Genomic DNA, 16,731 nt, shown 5'->3' on the forward strand with positions numbered 1-16,731 from the left:
CCGGGGGGAGTTAGTTGCTGGAGGTGGATGGCAGATATTCCGCGGACAAATTCGCCGCGGTGCCCTTCACGGGGGTGCCTTCGCGCACTTGTTGCAGATTGGAAACGATCAGTTGATCGCCAGCATCCAAGCCGGATTCCACCAGCCACTGGTTGCCGATGCTGCGCGAAGTTTGGAGAATCCGGGCTTTGGCGAGGCCATCGCTGCCGATGGTGTAGGCGACAGCTTGCCCTTGGTGGTTGCGGGTCACGGCGAGTTGCGGAACCAAAATGGCTTTCGGCTTTTCTCCTTCAACCAGTCTCGCACGCACAAACATGCCGGGCAGGAGATCCTTTTTTGGATTGGGAAAAATCGCACGAAGCGTCACCGAGCTGGTGGTTGGGTCCACGGTGACATCCGAGAATTGCAAGGTGCCTTCTTCCGCGTAGTCGCTGCCATCGTCCATGATCAATCGGGCAGGAGCTTTGCCATTTTCATCACTTTGGATTTCTCCGTTGGCGAGGCTTCGCTTCAGGCGCAGCAACTCGTTGCTGGATTGGGTGAGGTCGACGTAAACCTTGTCGAGTTGCTGGACCGTTGCCAGCAAGGTGGCGGAGGAGGCCTGCACGTAGGCACCTTCGGTGACTTGTGAGGTGCCGATGCGGCCGTTCACCGGAGCGGTGACTTTGGTGTAGCCGAGATCGATTTCCGCAGTTTGTACCGCAGCTTCGGCGGATAACACATCGGCCTCATTTGCATGCAGAGTCGCGACGGCGTTGTCGTAATCCTGCTGACTGATGGCCTGGGTTTCGATGAGTTTTTTATATCGCGCCTCGGTGAGCTTGGCTCCTTCCGCATTGGCTTTTGCTTTTGCGAGATTCCCCTTTGCGCTGCTCAAGGCGGCTTCATAGGGCGCTGGATCAATGAGATAGAGCACCTGACCCTCCTTCACATCGCTGCCTTCCTCGAAGTATCGTTTCAGCAAAATACCGCTGACCCGAGCGCGAATTTCAGCGACTCGAAATGCGGAAACCCGGCCCGGCAGGTCTTTGAACAAAGTCACCGGTTGCGGCTGGATTTCCAGAACCCCGACTTCCACCGCGCCGCGTGGTATGGCGGACGAGCTTGCCTCGGTCGATGACTTCCGGTTGCACGATGTCAGCCCACCCACGCAGACGGCGACGCCAAGGATCGAAACCAGTTTCTGAAAACGTAACGTCGTGAGGAAGCGCGGGCGACCCGATGATCTCGGTGTCGCCAAATGGGCGGCTGCATATTTCTCTTTCATTGCGCGGGGGTAACGTTGATAATATCCACTATGAGTCGCAGCAATGTTGATAAAGTCAACAGAAAAAAATCGAACCAGGCAGACGAGGTGTTTGAGTCGATCCATCACCTGATGCACCAGTTTCGTTCGGAACAATACCGGATGTTGCGGGACGGGCCGTATGAGATGACTCACATGGAAGGAAAGCTGATGGGGTATTTCGCCCACAATCCGGGGTCGACCCTGCGGGAATTGGTCGAATTCACCGGCAAGGACAAGGGGCAGCTAGCGCGTTTGATCCGCAGTCTGAAAGATCAGGGACTGCTTGAGGGTGAGGAAAATGCGAAAGATAAGCGGAGCGTTCGCCTGTCGCTGACCAGTGAGGGAAATGCGATCCATGACGCGTTGAGGAAACAGCTCAGCCGGGTTTCGAAAATTGCCGTGGCGGGGCTGGATGCGGACGAATTGCGGCAGCTGATTTCGATGCTGAACCGGATTAAGGGAAATCTGGAAGAGTCGCGGGACAAAGAGTGACGGCATGCCGTCCGGCGGTCACAGCTCGTCCGCCAAGTCTTCGAGCGGATAGCTCCAGATTTCGCTCAAGGTGGGATGGTACCAGTGGACTTTCAGCAGGTCGGCCGGAGTGGCTCCCAGTGATAATGCCACCGCCATGGAGTGGATGAGTTCACCAGCATCCTTGCCCACACATTCGGCGCCGATGAGTTTCCCGGTCGAGCGGTCCGCCCAGGCTTTGACGTAGCCGTATTTGGCTTCCATCAGGATGGATTTGCCATGGTCATCAAACGGGTAATCCGCAACCACGACGTCCAGTCCGCGTTCAGCGGCCTCGGCCAGTGAAATTCCGGCCGTCGCGACTTGAGGATCGGTGAAAACCACCCCGGTGCGGGTGTTGTAATTTACTGGATCTGGCGATTCTCCACGAGCGTGTTTGGCGGCGACTTCTCCTTGGATGATGGCGATGTGGACGATCTCGAAAGGTCCCGAAACATCCCCGGCTGCGTAGATGCGCGAGTTGCTGGTTTGCTGGAAATGATTCACCATGATTTGCCCGTTCGGACGGGTTTCGACGCCCGCCGCTGCGAGTCCCAATCCGCTGGTGTTCGGTTTGCGACCCAGCGCGTTGAACAAGTGGGCGGCCCGCGCCTGCTGGGCTTTGCCGTTTTGGGTGAAATGGACGACAAAAGCCTCGCCGTCTTTTTCTACCGAAACGAGCTGGGTGTCAGTGTGCAGCTCGATTTCTTCGTCGCGAAACGCTTGCTCCACCACCTTGGCGGCATCCGGTGACGTTTCCTTGAGAATCAACGGACTGCGTTGGATCTGGATGACTTTGGAACCAACCCGGTTGAGAAACTGCGCCAGCTCGCAAGCAACAATCCCGCCGCCCAAAACGATGACGGATTCCGGCAGGAAATCCAGATCCAGCACATCATCGCTGGTCCAGTGCGGTGTTTCCGCAAGACCGGGAACATCCGGAGTGTTCACGACCGAGCCGGTGGCGATCATGAAATGGTCTGCTGTGATGTGTTTGCCGGATTTTGCGAGAAGCAGGGTTTTCTCGGCGATGAAGGTCGCGCGGTCGCGGATGAGGTGAAATCGCTCGGATTCGAGTTGTTCCCGGCGATACGAGGCGAAGTCTTCGATCGTGACCAGCTTGCGCTGATGAATCGCCGCCATGTCTGCTGTTGCGGTTGGGATCTTCAGGCCGAACTTTTCCGCTTCGTGCGCCAAATGCAGAACTTCTGCGGAGTAAATGAGCGTTTTGGACGGCATGCAGCCTCTCAGGATGCACAAGCCACCAAGTTCGGCACCGTCATCGATGATGGCGACTTTGTTCTTGGTCTCGCGCGCGGTTCGGGCTGCCGCGTAGCCTGCGCTGCCGCCGCCGATGACGACAAAGTCGAAATGCTCAGAATCCATGCGCCAATGAAGCCGATGAGATCCTGCTGGGCAAGTGCCACGTCGACCCGGATGGGAGCGTGCCAAAAATTTCTCACTCCCGCACCGAAGCCCGGCGCAGCCGGTCCATGATGGCAACACCCAGACCGGTTTCGCTGAGAGGCTCGGCGACGATGCAGTCCAGACCTGCTTCGTCCATCAGGCGCATGGTGAAAAATAACCGGATTGCCGCTTCGGCGAGTTTTCCACTGCCGGGGCTCAGTGCCTCGATCATTTCCCAGTCGTGAATGTCGGCGTATGGGCTGTCGTCCTCACCCTTGTAGGAAAGCAGTCCGTATTTCTTGCCTGGCTCGGGTTTGAAATCGGTTGGGCTTTCTAACAGAATCAGAGGAGTCAGAGGGGCGTAGTGGCTGGGTAGCTGACCTGGCGCGAGCGGTTGATCGGCGGATACCTGCTTGAGCTTTTCGACTTTGCCGAAGGCTTGGAGCTGCTCCTTGGTAATCGGTCCCGCGCGATGCAGGCGGAAAATCGGCTTTTTGCCTTCGCGCGGCTCAATCGAGATGATCGTGCTTTCCAAGCCCTCCGAGCAGGCCCCGGCGTCAACGATCAGCGGGATTCTGCCGTCGAGTTCCTTGCTGACCGCAGAAGCAGAGGTCGGTGAAATTCGACCGAATCGATTCGCGCTCGGGGCTGCGATGGGTCGGCCAAGTTCCTTATTAATGGCACGGAATACCGGATGGGCGCTCTGGCGCACCGCCACCGTGGGCAGGCCACTTGTCACCAAATCGGGAACATCCGGATGTTTTGGGAGAATGAGGGTGAGGGGACCTGGCCAGAATTCGGAAATAAGTCGGTTCACCGTGTCGGAAATTTCGTCCGGCACGATCGCGACGCTCTTCAGATCGGTGACGGAGCCGATATGAACGATGAGCGGGTCAAACGATGGCCGTTCCTTTGCCGCGAATACTTTGGCTACGGCTTCTGGATTAAATGCATCCGCGCCGAGTCCATACACGGTTTCCGTGGGGAGGGCCACGACCTCTCCGGCACGGAGCAGGGTGACTGCTTCACGCACGGCATTTTTGAAATCGTCATCAGCGGCTTGGATCGTTTGAGTCTCGAACACGGGCCGATCATGACCTGTGAGTCGCTGCTGGCCAATCCCGAACTTCAATTCGAATGGCAGAAGCACGACATTTTACGCCCTTCTCCTTGCCAAGCGGGCACGAAGGGGGTAAAGCTGCCGCCCGCGAAGGAAAAAGGTCCCGTAGTCCAATGGATAGGACGATGGTCTCCGAAGCCGTAGGTACAGGTTCGATTCCTGTCGGGACTACCACTTCGCATGCCTCAGCAGTTGTTTTGCCGAGGCCCAGTCTTTGAGGATGAGCCGACGATGGGCCATTTTTTCTCCAATTGTTGGGAATGGTTCAGAATGATTCACTTGTGGGGTGCTTCGGGAATCCTTGATTTCTCCTTTGCTGGCAAAGGCATTTGACATGGTTCGATGGAATGAAGATAAGAGCCGGACAAACCCGTTACATCCGAAAGATCGACCGCATAACCCTGTCCGATTTTCGCGATTCTCTGGCCGGGTTTGATTGCCAAACCCATATCATCCATGACCCAGACCTCGGCCCCATCGGGCAATCGTTTCGCTTTCACTACCGTAACAGTGTTGTTCTTCATGTGGGGTTTTATCACCTGCATGAACGATCTTCTCATTCCGAAGTTCAAAGCAGATTTTGATTTGACCCAAACCCAGGCAAATTTGGTGCAATCGGCCTTCTTCGGTGCCTATTTCCTTGTCTCGCTCGCCTATTTCCTGATTTCTGCGGCGAAGGGAGATCCGATCAATCGAATTGGCTATAAAAATGGTTTGGTTTTGGGCCTCATCGTGGCGGGGTTGGGTTGTTTCATGTTTTATCCGGCGGCCGTGTCCAAAAGTTATCCCCTGTTTCTTGGGGCGATGTTAATCGTCGGAGCTGGCGTTACGTTGATCCAAATTGCGGCAAATCCCTATGTTTCGATCCTCGGGCCTGAGGCTTCCGCTCCTGCAAGATTGAATCTTTCCCAAGGTATCAATTCCTTGGGATATGTCATTGCACCCTTGATCGGCGGCATCCTGATTTTTGGAAATGAAATCTACAACGATCAGGCGGGCGGTGTAGATTCATTGAAACTCCCTTACGTGGGACTGGGTGTTGCTTTCATCGCTCTTGCCGTCATTTTTAAAATGATCACTCTTCCGGAGTTCACCCAGGAAGGCGAAGTGGAAGCAGGTGTTCGAGCTTTCCGGCATAAGCATTTTATTTGGGGATGGTTGGCAATTTTCTTTTATGTCGGTAGCGAGGTGGCGGTCGGAAGTATTCTGATCAATTACCTGGGCGATGCTGGTGTGATGGGGCTTTCGGAAACGAGCGCGGCTCACTTTTTGTCCTTTTATTGGGGAGGTGTCATGATTGGACGCCTTATGGGGGCGATTTCATTGAGCAACATCAAGGAGTCGAAGAAGTATGGTTTCATGGTGCTCTCAGCGGCAATCGCAACTGCGATCATCTATGCAAATGCAACGTTTAAGGAAAAGGTGACCAATGGGCATCATATCAATCCCATGGACATCATTCCTTATGTTGGATTGGTGGTGCTGAGTTTTGTGTTCTTTGTGCTGGGTCAATCCAAACCGGGACGCATGGTTGGCCTCTTTGCTCTGATGGCAACCCTGCTCACCGTGTTTTCCATGGCAACCCACGGGCAGTTGGCTCTTTGGTCAATCGTCGGCATCGGATTGTTTAATTCGATTATGTGGTCGAATATTTTCACCCTTTCGATTCGTGGACTGGGCCGGGACAAAGCACAAGGTAGCTCGCTTTTGGTCATGATGATCGTGGGTGGTGCTGTCCTTCCACTGATTCAGGGAATCTTAATGGACGCCAAGGGAGTGCGAATTTCACTCGCGGTGGTTTTGGTGGGATACGTGTATCTCGTCTTTTTCGGATTTTTCGGTTCGAAATCGGGCAAGCTCCTTACGGAGGAAGAAGAGGAAAAGGCAATCACTGCAGGACATTGATAATAAATGGATGATCGCCGCCGTTGGTTTTGCGGCTGCCATTGGTAAGGCACATTGAGAAAAAAGTTAGATGTCAGATATCACCACCGATTCACGAATCGTCATGACGCTCGATGCGGGCGGGACGAATTTCAGATTCTCCGCGATGCGCGGCGGCAAACCTGTTACGGAGACGATCTCGTTGCCAAGCAATGGCGATGATCTCAACCAGTGCCTCGCCAATATGGTGGAGGGGTTCAATCTGGTGAAGGCCGGGTGCCCGGAGCCTCCGGTGGCGATCAGCTTTGCGTTCCCTGGGCCATCGGATTATGCGAACGGCATCATCGGAGATCTGGTCAATTTGCCAGGTTTCCGCGGCGGTGTCGCAGTGGGGCCGATGCTGGAGGAGAAATTTGGTATCCCTGTTTTCATCAATAACGATGGCGACCTTTTTGTCTACGGGGAAGCGATTGGCGGATTCCTGCCTTATGTGAACAGTCTGTTAGAGAAAGCAGGCAGTCCGAAGCGATATAAGAATCTGTTCGGCATCACCCTAGGCACCGGACTGGGTGGCGGGATCTCTCGCGATGGCGAATTGTTCATCGGTGACAATTCCATTGCATCCGAAGTCTGGATTCTGCGCAACAAGCTCAATCCGTCGATGATCGCGGAAGAAGGTGCCTGCATTCGTGCAGTCCGCCGAGTTTTCGCGGAACAATCAGGAATTTCCTTCGATGAAGCTCCGGAGCCTAAAGAAATTTACGAAATCGGCACCGGTGAGCGCGTTGGAAATCGTGCCGCGGCATGTGAAGCCTTTCGTCGGCTTGGTGAAGTGGCGGGTGATGTGATGTGCGCGGCGCTGAACCTCGTTGATGGCCTTGGCGTTATTGGTGGCGGCGTTTCAGGAGCATGGCCGTTGTTCCTTCCATCGCTGGTCAGCGAAATGAACAGCTCATACGTCAATCCGCAGGGTGAGAAACTCCGCCGCTTGGCATCGCAGGCGTTCAATTTGGAGGATGAAGCCGATTTGAAAACCTTCCTCGCGGGGCAAACCCGGGAGATCACTGTGCCTGGCGGAACGCGGACGATGAAATACGATCCGCTGCAGCGCGTAGGTATCGGGATGTCCAGACTTGGAACCAGTGAAGCGGTTGCTTTAGGAGCTTACGCCTATGCTGTCAGGCATTTGCCGGTGGCCGCCATCAGCCTCTGAAGTGATCAAAGAAAATCTGGCATCACAGGCCCAATCGGGTGATAAATACCACAGACCTATGAACCGAAGAAACTTCATTCAGAAATCCGCCATCGCTGTTTCGGCGATCGCTTTCGCAGGTTCCGCCTTTGCGGAAGAGTCCGAATTTCCCGTTGTCCGCACACCAGTGGGCGAAAGAAAATTCAAAAGCGAAGCCGTCGAGCGAGTGATCAAGGAAGTTCGGTCTTCCATCGGCAACAAGGAGTTGGGCTGGATGTTTGAGAACTGCTTCCCCAACACGCTGGATACCACGGTCGATTTCTCGATGGTCGATGGCCGCCCGGACACCTATGTCATCACCGGTGACATCGACGCGATGTGGCTGCGCGACAGCTCCGCACAGGTCTGGCCCTACCTTCCTCTGATGAAGGAGGACAAGCCGCTCCAACAACTGATCGCGGGCGTGATCAACCGCCAGACGCGGTGCATTTTGTTAGATCCGTATGCCAACGCGTTCTACAAGAACCCGACGGATACCGGACATTGGAAAGACGATCACACCGACATGAAGCCGGGTGTTCACGAGCGGAAATGGGAAATTGATTCGCTCTGCTATCCAATCCGTCTTGCCTATCAATATTGGAAAGACACGGGCGATACCGATCCCTTTGATGAAAAGTGGCATGAGGCGATCAAGCTGACCCTCAAAACGTTCAAGGAACAGCAGCGCAAGGATGGCCATGGTCCCTACAATTTCATGCGCACGACCCAATGGGCGACGGATACCGTTCCGGGCAAGGGATATGGCAATCCAGCCAAACCGGTCGGGCTCATTTACAGCATTTTCCGTCCGAGCGACGACGCCACGATTTTCCCGTTTTTGGTCCCGTCGAATTTCTTCGCAATGGTGAGCCTTCGCCAAGCGGCTGAAATGTTAGAGGCGATGCCGAAGGATCTGGAAACGGCGAAGGAATGCCGGGCTCTGGCGGACGAAGTCGAGAAAGCACTGGCGGAATACGCGGTGGTCAATCATCCGGAAGCCGGGAAGGTCTACGCCTTTGAGGTCGATGCTTATGGCAACTACTACTGCACCGATGATGGCAACATTCCCAGCCTGCTTTCGTTGCCTTATCTCGGAGCGGTCAAAATCAGCGATCCGCTTTATCAAAGCACCCGCAAGATGTTGCTTTCCAAGCTGAATCCTTACTATTGCGTCGGAAAAGCCGCGAGCGGAATCGGTGGACCACACGTGGCCGCAGATTCGATCTGGCCTTTGGGGGTCGTGATGGAAGGCCTGACCGCGAACAACACCGAAGAGGTGAAACAATGCCTTGCGACCTTGCAGAAAACTCATGCCGGCACTGGCTTCATGCACGAGGCTTTCAACAAGGATGATCCGACCAATTTCACCCGTCCGTGGTTTGCTTGGGCCAACACGATCTTTGGTGAGTTTGTCCTGAAAACCTATCACGAGCATCCTGAGTTGCTGGATTGATCTGCAACGGTCATCAAATCATTTCAAAAGCCGTTTCCGTGACCCGGGAGCGGCTTTTTTGTAGGATCTGGCTGCTTTTTTCAGTCCGGATTTGACCCTGCAGGCGGATGCCGTCATTTGAGGTCCCCACCCGCCATGTCTCTGAAAATTCGCTTCACCTCCGCATCTGCCACCGAACTTTTCCTCGCAAAAATCGGCCACCCTCAGCGTGACGAGCCGTTGCAGACTTCCAAGGAGGTTTTTGCGGTCGATGAGGATGAGCAGGACGTGCTTTCGCCGATTTTCCTGAAACCCTTCAAAAACCTCACCGGGCACCGCTTCAGTCATCATTCGTCGTTGGATCAACACGAAATGAACTCTCTTACGGCGGATATTTTTGCAACACCTTCATCGTTGTTGGAAAAGGCTTCCGCGATTGCCCGCCGCCTCTATTCGAAATCGAATCACCCCAATATCAAATCCGGTGATCTCTGCATTTCCTATGTTCGCAATGTGGAAGTTGAAGGAAATCTAACCGATGCGATTTGTATCCTGAAGTCGGAGAGTGTGGTGCCATTCCTGAGCATCTCCACACGTGATGGCGATCTTCGTTTATCGACCGAGCAAGGCATCAATCCGGAGAAGATCGATAAAGGCTGCTTGATTCTCAATCATGCTGCGAACAAAGGTTATTACGTTCTGACATTTGACCGGTCTGGTTCGGACTCGCGATTCTGGGTTCGGGATTTCCTCGGCGTTCTGCCTGTGACGGATCCTTCGTTTCTAACGAATCAATATGCCAAGATGGCGGTGTCATTTGTCGAGAAAGAGCGGGAAGCCAAAAAGGAGGAAACCGGTAGTGAGGAAAGCCCGCCATGGGATACTGCAAGCGCTGCGCGGGATGCTCTGGCCTACTTCGAAGGCAAAGAGAATTTCAGCCTGCAGGAATTTGAAGAGGAGGTGCTGAAAACTCCCGAGGCAGTGGCGAAGTTTGCGGAACATCGTTCAAAGGTTGAGGAAGAACAGGGGCATCGCCTGGAAGACAGCTTCCAGATTTCCAAAAAGGATGTGACCAAGGCGAAAAAGAAAATTCAGAAAGTGATGAAGCTCGATACCGGTGTGGAGATCCATCTGAAACCCGGCTTCGAAGATGAAACCTCACTTGAGCACGGCTTCGACGAAGACCGTGGGATGAAGTACATCAAGGTCTATTTCAATAAAGACCGCAACGCGTGAAGCCACGGCTCATGCCATGATTTCCTTGATCACCTTGCCATGGACGTCGGTGAGCCGGAAATCCCGGCCGGAGTAATGGTAGGTGAGCTGTTCATGATCGAGGCCTAACAAGGACAGGATCGTGGCATGCAGGTCGTGCACATGCATGGGGTTTTCCGTCGCGGCGAAGCCGAATTCATCGGTCGCGCCGTGAACATGGCCGCCTTTGACGCCGCCACCTGCCATCCAAACGGAAAACCCGTAGTGGTTGTGATCGCGACCTTTCATGACACCGGCATTTGATCCCGGCTTCGGCAATTCGACGACCGGGGTCCTGCCAAATTCTCCGCCCCAGAGGACGAGTGTTTCTTCTAACAACCCACGCATTTTCAGATCGGTTAGAAATGCACCGATCGCCTGATCGCATTGGGCGGCAAGCTTGCGATGATCCTCGATATCATCATGACTGTCCCACGGTTGGCCGTTTCCATGCCAGAGTTGGATGAAGCGGACGCCTCGTTCTAACAGGCGGCGGGCCATGATGCACTGGCGGGCGAAATTTCCCTCACCATACATCTCGCGGATGTTGGTGGGTTCTTTTTCGATATCGAAAGCGTCGGTTGCCTCGCCCTGCATGCGGTAGGCGAGCTCGAAGGAACGGATGCGCGCTTCGAGCTGCGGATCGTGCTGGTGGCTTTCCAGATGTTGCTGGTTGAGTGCCCGCAGAAGTTCCAGTTGATTGGCCTGGCGCTTTTGATCCGCGTTTGGATTGCGAAGGTTTTCGATCATGCGATCGATGTCCTTGATGGAGGTGTCCAAATACGTGCCCTGATAGCTTCCAGGAAGGAATGCAGCGCGCCAGTTTTCGGCACGTTTGATGGGCATGCCGCCTGGGCACATGGACACATAAACCGGGAGATTATCGTTTTCACTGCCCAGACCGTAGCTGACCCATGAGCCAAGCGACGGCCGGGACAATCTGCCATCTCCGCAGTTCATCAGCATGAGAGAAGGCTCGTGATTCGGAACGTCCGCGGTCATGGAGCGGATCACACATAGGTCATCCGCATGCTTCGCGGTGTGTTGAAATAATTCGCTGATTTCCAGCCCGGATTGTCCATAACGCTGGAATTTGAAGGGCGAACGCAATGCGGCGCCGGTGGGGCGTTCGGTTTTCAATCCTTCTAACGGAATCGGTTGCCCATGGTATTTATCCAGTGAGGGTTTGGGATCGAAGGTATCAACCTGGGACGGTCCGCCATTCATGAAGAGGTGGACCACGCGTTTTGCCTTCGGCGCAAAATGGGGAATGACCGGAGCGGCGGATAGATTGCGCGTGAGCAGTCCGCCTAAAGCGAGGCCGCCAAAGCCCATACCGCAGCGACGCAGAAAGTCGCGGCGGTCGAGGATGAGATCGTTTGGGGTAGGAGCATGCATGGCATTCAGTCGATGTAGTGGAATTCATTCGATGACCAGAGCATCTGAATCAGGTCAGCCCAGCGTGTGGTCGGATCTGAAGTCGAGATCCAGTTTCCAACCAATTGTTTTTCGTCAGCTCTCGGTTCGCGTTCGAAGATGCGTTGATAGAGCCACGTGATCCGGTCCTGATCGTTTTGGATTTTTGCAAAGTCCGGAGCATTGGCTAAGGACTCCGCCTGGCGGATCACGAAGGGACTGTTGAGGAAATAAAGTGCTTGTTGGGGAACGGTGGTTTCAACACGCGCGGCCGCATGCTGGTCAGGATGGGGGAGGTCGAAGGAAATGAACGTACTAGGAAGAGCGTAGCGATCAATGAACGCATAGACGCTGCGCCTGGAGTCCGATTCTTTCTTGTCGATCCGAACCGACCGGCCGCCGATTTTTGTTAGATCGAGTGAGCCTGAGGTCATGAGCAGGCGATCTCTCATGGCTTCAAAATCCACCCGGTGGGTGCTCCATTTCCAAAATAGGGAATTCGCTTCATCCGCCGCGCTGTTGGCCGCGGGCCCTGTCGATGCCAGACGGAATGCTTTTGAAGAAAGGATGATGCGTTGGAGTTCCTTGATCGATCCACCACTCTCGTCGAACCGCAAGGTCAACCAATCTAACAAGGGAAGCAATGGCGGTGTTGGCTGCTGGGGTCCGAAGTCCGCTGGGTCTGCCAGTGGATGCCCGAAGTCCCATGCCCATACCCGATTTACAATGACCCGTGAGGTGAGGGGATTGGCCGGATCCGCGATTTTTTCGGCGAGAGAGAGACGCGGGCTTTGCCCTTCTGGAAATGGTTCGCCGCCGAGGAAGGATAGCCAGTGACGCTTGAAAGGTTCTCCTGGATTGCTTGGATTGCCGCGAACGAAAACTCTGGCACTGGAATATTTATCTTTGTCCGCGACCACCATGGCGCGTGGTGGCGAGCCAGGGTGCTCGGTTTGTAGTTTGGATCTGGCAGACGTCCGGGCATTGTTGTCGTTGTTGTCCTTCTGATCCATGATTTCACCCACCCGATCCATGCCGATGGAGAGCGGGCAGGCATGGTTCACGGCAAGTTTGCCAAGTTCGCTATCTGATGATGCATTGGCCCATTCCTCGGCCAATTTCAGGGCTGTGGTGCCTAACTGATCCGCAGGGGTTGATTCCATTTCCTGCATCCACGCCGCTAGTGCAGGCGACTCTGCATGTTCCTTTAAAAACTTTTTCCACAAGGAAACCACGTTCAGCCGGAAGCGACCACGCTTGAACGCCTCGCTCGATATCTTGCCGCTGTCCCAGTCGTTATGAATCGATAGCCAGGCAAGTTCCAGATAGGTGGCTGATGTTTCAGGAAGTCGTACTTGGTCGATGATGTCCTGCCTGGCTTTGCTATTTTTCGCGTCAAGCTCGGCCAGTTTGTTACGGTAATCCTCGTAGTCTGGATTGTCAGCGGGCTGACCGATGACGGGGCCCTCGCTGGGTACTTTTAAGTTATCCAGTATCGAATAGATGGAATAGTAATCTTCGGTGGTGATCGGATCGGTTTTGTGGTCGTGGCAGCGTGCACAGGCGACCGTGGTGGACATGAATCCACGGGTGATGACATCGACCCGGTCATCGTTTGTTTCCAGATTTCCGGAACGTCTCCCGACTGTTAGGAAACCGAGTGCGGCGAGATCAGGATCATCCTTTTGATCGCAGATCAAATCGGCAGCGAGCTGAAGTTTTACAAATTTCGGGTAAGGCATGTCTTCGTTGAATGCCTTAATGAGCCAATCGCGATAGGTGTATGCGTAGGGGTAACGGTTGTCTTTGTCGAAATTGTAGCCGAGCGTGTCCGAGTAGCGTGCAACATCCATCCAGTGACGCGCCCAGCGTTCACCGTATGCGGGTTGGGCGAGGAGTTCGTCTATCAGCGCACGCCATTGTTCATCAGTCGGGTTATCGCTGAGCTTTTTCAGTTGCTCTGCCGTCGGCGGCAGTCCTGTTAGAGCGTAAGTTGCCCGTTTGACCCAGGTTTTCGCATCCGCAAGTGGAGCACTGGTTAGATTGGATTTTTTCTGTGCGGCGAGCAGGTAGGCATCGACTGGATTGGCCTCTCCAGCTGGTGGTTTGGAATCCACCGGCGGAACATATGCCCAATGTTCCTCAGCTCGTGCAGACATTTGCACGAAGATGAGCAAAATGCAGAAAATCGCACCATGGAGCTGGACCATTGTAGTGTGACGAGCATAGCAGGAAATATCTTTCAGTGCGACTGCAAATGAGCTGCGCATTTTCCGGGGATGCTACTGTGCATCTCAACGATGCACCCGGATGGCTATTGGGCCGCCTTCCGGCGCGCTGTCGAAAATGACGAGTAGGTCGCAGTGGGAAGGCGTGTCATCCAGCACCAACATTGCTTCTGCCTTGCCCGACGAGTGAGGGAGTTGTCCGATCTTCTCCGCTTTCTGACCCGGTTTCCAGAAATACAGATGAAACGTGTCGTCGGGTTGATTGGTCAGGGTAACCGGGATTTTCTTGCTCGCTTCGGCCGCTGAATTTCCGGCGATGATCAGAAATCCGTCGCGCACGGCCGTGAGCTCGCGAACTCCATAGTCGTCGCCGAGTTGGATTTCGTGGCTTTTGCCTTCCGTTTTGTCTCCGCTGAAAAGCGATTCTGAAGAAATCTCGATGATGTGGCAGGTGCCGTCGATGTTCGGTCCGCGCATGCCGAACCAGAGTTTGCCATCGCGAAAGGCTAAGCCTTCGATGTTGATACCATTTTGTTGCAATGGCGCGCGCACGAAGTCCTGGAACAGGTCATCGTTTTGAAACCATGGGAGCAAGCTGCTGCGACGAATTTGCGAACGGAGGATTTCTCCGGATTCGGGATCGACCGGGACTTCGAAAACCGTCTCGCGCGGCGGTTGGACATCGGCCTTCTTTTTGCCGACGCCATGCGAGCCGGTAACAAAATAGCGATGGTTTTCCGGATCGGCGGCGATGGCCTCGATGTCGAGTTCGGGAGCACTGCCGCTGTAGGTATCGAGTAGTGGCATCAAGGGCTTGGCATGAACGACGTGCTTCGCGAAATCGATCCTGGCGGGTTGAACGCTGAACAATTCGTCAGTGCCGACGAGTGCGGAGCGGTTGCCGATCGCGGCGATGCCGCTGAGGTCGAGTGATTCAGCGAATCCATCGAGCTTCCAGTTTCGGTCAAGAATCTCGAGCCGATGTGGGGCTGCTTGAAGGGAACCGGCGGCGAAGATGAGCAAGGTGAGCGATTTCATGAAAACATGGTTCCATGATTGCATGACGGCACGATGAGCGGGAGTCGAAAATTTTTGCCTTCATGCCTCACAAGTTGATGATTCTGAAAATTTGACTCAATCTGGATCGACCTCGGAACTCATGACTAAAATTCTTTGCCACACCTTTATCGGCCTTCTAACCCTGGGTATCTCGGGGTGTGTGAATTCGTCTCAATCAGACAAGCCATCGGCATGGCCAGAGAAGGTGATGAGTTTCGACGAGAACCGATTTGTCGGTGTGTATGAAAATCAAGGGGCTACTGATCCTGAATCAGACCAATCAGAGCATTCGAACCAGCTCTTTGACTATTTGGCGAACGATGGCCAGTTCAAGGGGCGGCGTGGGAAGTATGTGGCAATCGCTTATTCACCCGACCAGGAAACGTTGGAGATCACGCTTCTTGATAAGTCACGTCGGCGAATGGATTTCATAGCACTGAAAAAGAATAACAATTACACTTTCACTGAGGGCACTATCAGAATCAAGGGACGCAACTATATTGGCGGAAATGTCGGTGGTGGTTTCGAATGGTTCGATTTCAAGCTTTCGAAGAATTCCAGCGATGGCTTGCTGGGAGAAGATTCGAGACGTGGTGCTGCACTTCTGTTTTATTTTCTGCCCATCGCCGGTGAGCGAACCGATTGGTTGCTTTGGCCGCGAGCCGGACAATGACGAAGGATTTCTTGAATGATTCCGGTTCTGAGCGTTGTATCGGGAGCATGACAGGGATTCAGATCGCAATGGGCCTGGTGGCCGCCGGGGCACTTACCGCAACTTTGCCGGCCACCGCACAAGAGATTCCAAAGGTGCTGGAAATCGGCTCATCGGCTCCGGATTTCTCGCTCAAGGGCATTGATGGGAAAACTTACACGCTGTCGAGTTTCGCCGACGCAAAGGTGCTCTGTCTGATTTTTACCTGCAATCACTGCCCGGATTCCGTGGCGGCGGCGGGCCGGATCGAAGGCGTCTACGAAGATTACAAGGACAAGGGAGTCCAGGTGGTCACGGTCAACGGCAACAATGCAAACAGTCTGAGGCCAGACGAGTTGGGCTATTCGCCTTACACCGACTCGTTTGAGGAAATGTCGTTGTTTGCCAAGGACTATGGCTGGACCTTCCCATATCTTTACGATGGGGAGAAGCAGGAGCTGGTGAGCGCATGCGGCGGCCAGTCGACCCCTCATGTTTTCATTTTCGATCAAGACCGGAAGCTTCGTTACACCGGGAGGATGGATGATGCCCAACGCAATCCGGGGGCGGTTGACAAGAGTTACATCCGTGATGCTCTGGATGCCGTTCTCGCTGGCGAGGAGGTGAAGGAGAAAGTGACTCGCTCGTTTGGTTGTTCGACCAAGTGGCTGTTCAAAGTCGGCGATGTGGCGAAGGATCAAAAAAACTGGGAGTCCAAGGAAGTGACGCTCGAAGAGATGGACGAAGCTTTGGCGAAGAAAATCCGCGCCAATGCGACCAATAACATCCGACTGGTGAATTTCTGGTCCACGACTTGCGGTCCATGCATCATTGAGTTTCCGGATTTGGTGGAAACCTATCGCCGTTTCCAAAACCGGGAAGTCGAGTTCATCTCGATTACGATGGACCCAGCCGACAAGAAAGCGAGCGCTGAGAAATTTCTGAAAGGAAAACACGCGGCGCTCGCCGACGCCAACGTGAAGTCACTCAAAGCCGACGGCAGAACGAGCAACAACTACATCTGGACCGGGGGAAATCCTGACAAGGTGGCAGACGCGATCGATCCAGAGTGGACCGGCGCCTTGCCAGATACCGTGATTCTCGCTCCAGGCGGAGAAATCCTGTGGCGGCATTCAGGTGCGTTGGACATCGTCGAGATGCGCAAGGCATTGATCAAAGCTCTCGAAGGCAGGCCATAAATTGCCTGG

The 16,731-nt window shown here is 54.2% G+C and carries 14 protein-coding genes and 1 tRNA gene; 8 read left to right on the top strand and 7 right to left on the bottom strand.

Features of this window, described 5'->3' with window-relative positions:
- Positions 1-10: 10 nt before the first annotated feature.
- Positions 11-1,267, bottom strand: a complete 1,257-nt coding sequence (locus JIN85_RS00250; RefSeq protein ID WP_200266402.1) for an efflux RND transporter periplasmic adaptor subunit — start codon at positions 1,265-1,267, stop codon at positions 11-13.
- Positions 1,268-1,297: 30 nt separating this feature from the next.
- On the opposite strand from JIN85_RS00250, the gene JIN85_RS00255 reads away from it, so the two are divergent.
- Positions 1,298-1,780 carry a MarR family winged helix-turn-helix transcriptional regulator gene (locus JIN85_RS00255; RefSeq protein ID WP_200266404.1) on the top strand — a complete coding sequence of 161 codons (483 nt, stop codon included), beginning with the start codon at positions 1,298-1,300 and terminating at the stop codon, positions 1,778-1,780.
- A gap of 18 nt (positions 1,781-1,798) precedes the next feature.
- On the opposite strand, the gene JIN85_RS00260 is transcribed toward JIN85_RS00255, so the two are convergent.
- A complete protein-coding gene (locus JIN85_RS00260) occupies positions 1,799-3,184 on the bottom strand; it encodes a dihydrolipoyl dehydrogenase family protein (protein ID WP_200266406.1) in 1,386 nt (461 codons plus the stop codon).
- A 73-nt stretch (positions 3,185-3,257) separates the two neighbouring features.
- Positions 3,258-4,355, bottom strand: a complete 1,098-nt coding sequence (locus JIN85_RS00265; RefSeq protein ID WP_325107822.1) for an L-threonylcarbamoyladenylate synthase — start codon at positions 4,353-4,355, stop codon at positions 3,258-3,260.
- Between the two features lie 69 nt (positions 4,356-4,424).
- Between JIN85_RS00265 and JIN85_RS00270 the strand changes: the two genes are divergently transcribed.
- Positions 4,425-4,499 (top strand) — tRNA-Arg (locus tag JIN85_RS00270).
- A gap of 101 nt (positions 4,500-4,600) precedes the next feature.
- On the opposite strand, the gene JIN85_RS00275 is transcribed toward JIN85_RS00270, so the two are convergent.
- On the bottom strand, positions 4,601-4,849 hold the full coding sequence (locus JIN85_RS00275) for a hypothetical protein (RefSeq protein ID WP_200266408.1): 249 nt from the start codon (positions 4,847-4,849) through the stop codon (positions 4,601-4,603).
- A 19-nt stretch (positions 4,850-4,868) separates the two neighbouring features.
- On the opposite strand from JIN85_RS00275, the gene JIN85_RS00280 reads away from it, so the two are divergent.
- From JIN85_RS00280 to JIN85_RS00295, 4 genes are all read left to right on the top strand, one after another.
- Positions 4,869-6,230, top strand: coding sequence for a sugar MFS transporter (locus tag JIN85_RS00280; RefSeq protein ID WP_200266410.1), 1,362 nt, complete (start codon positions 4,869-4,871; stop codon positions 6,228-6,230).
- A gap of 70 nt (positions 6,231-6,300) precedes the next feature.
- Positions 6,301-7,422 carry an ROK family protein gene (locus JIN85_RS00285; RefSeq protein ID WP_200266412.1) on the top strand — a complete coding sequence of 374 codons (1,122 nt, stop codon included), beginning with the start codon at positions 6,301-6,303 and terminating at the stop codon, positions 7,420-7,422.
- Between the two features lie 58 nt (positions 7,423-7,480).
- The gene (locus JIN85_RS00290) at positions 7,481-8,896 is read left to right on the top strand and encodes a glycoside hydrolase family 125 protein (RefSeq protein WP_200266414.1); all 1,416 of its coding nucleotides are present in this window, start codon (positions 7,481-7,483) and stop codon (positions 8,894-8,896) included.
- A gap of 135 nt (positions 8,897-9,031) precedes the next feature.
- Complete coding sequence (locus JIN85_RS00295; RefSeq protein WP_200266416.1) at positions 9,032-10,111, top strand: nucleoid-associated protein; 1,080 nt, start codon at positions 9,032-9,034, stop codon at positions 10,109-10,111.
- A 9-nt stretch (positions 10,112-10,120) separates the two neighbouring features.
- Here JIN85_RS00295 and JIN85_RS00300 read toward each other — a convergent pair whose 3' ends face one another.
- The 3 genes from JIN85_RS00300 to JIN85_RS00310 are packed head-to-tail and all read right to left on the bottom strand — an operon-like array spanning position 10,121 to position 14,811.
- A complete protein-coding gene (locus JIN85_RS00300; RefSeq protein WP_234047146.1) occupies positions 10,121-11,527 on the bottom strand; it encodes a DUF1501 domain-containing protein in 1,407 nt (468 codons plus the stop codon).
- A 5-nt stretch (positions 11,528-11,532) separates the two neighbouring features.
- Positions 11,533-13,815 (bottom strand): DUF1549 and DUF1553 domain-containing protein, encoded by a 2,283-nt coding sequence (locus JIN85_RS00305; RefSeq protein ID WP_200266418.1) that lies wholly within the window; start codon positions 13,813-13,815, stop codon positions 11,533-11,535.
- Positions 13,816-13,839: 24 nt separating this feature from the next.
- On the bottom strand, positions 13,840-14,811 hold the full coding sequence (locus JIN85_RS00310; RefSeq protein ID WP_200266420.1) for a DUF3616 domain-containing protein: 972 nt from the start codon (positions 14,809-14,811) through the stop codon (positions 13,840-13,842).
- A 121-nt stretch (positions 14,812-14,932) separates the two neighbouring features.
- Here JIN85_RS00310 and JIN85_RS00315 point away from each other — a divergent pair, with 121 nt between their 5' ends.
- Positions 14,933-15,505: a hypothetical protein gene (locus JIN85_RS00315; RefSeq protein WP_200266422.1), complete on the top strand. Its 573-nt coding sequence runs from the start codon at positions 14,933-14,935 to the stop codon at positions 15,503-15,505.
- 47 nt (positions 15,506-15,552) lie between these two features.
- Complete coding sequence (locus JIN85_RS00320; RefSeq protein WP_200266424.1) at positions 15,553-16,722, top strand: redoxin domain-containing protein; 1,170 nt, start codon at positions 15,553-15,555, stop codon at positions 16,720-16,722.
- Positions 16,723-16,731: the final 9 nt, after the last annotated feature.

Origin of the sequence: Luteolibacter pohnpeiensis, from assembly GCF_016595435.1 — a bacterium.
GTDB classification, from domain to species: Bacteria; Verrucomicrobiota; Verrucomicrobiia; order Verrucomicrobiales; family Akkermansiaceae; genus Luteolibacter; species Luteolibacter pohnpeiensis.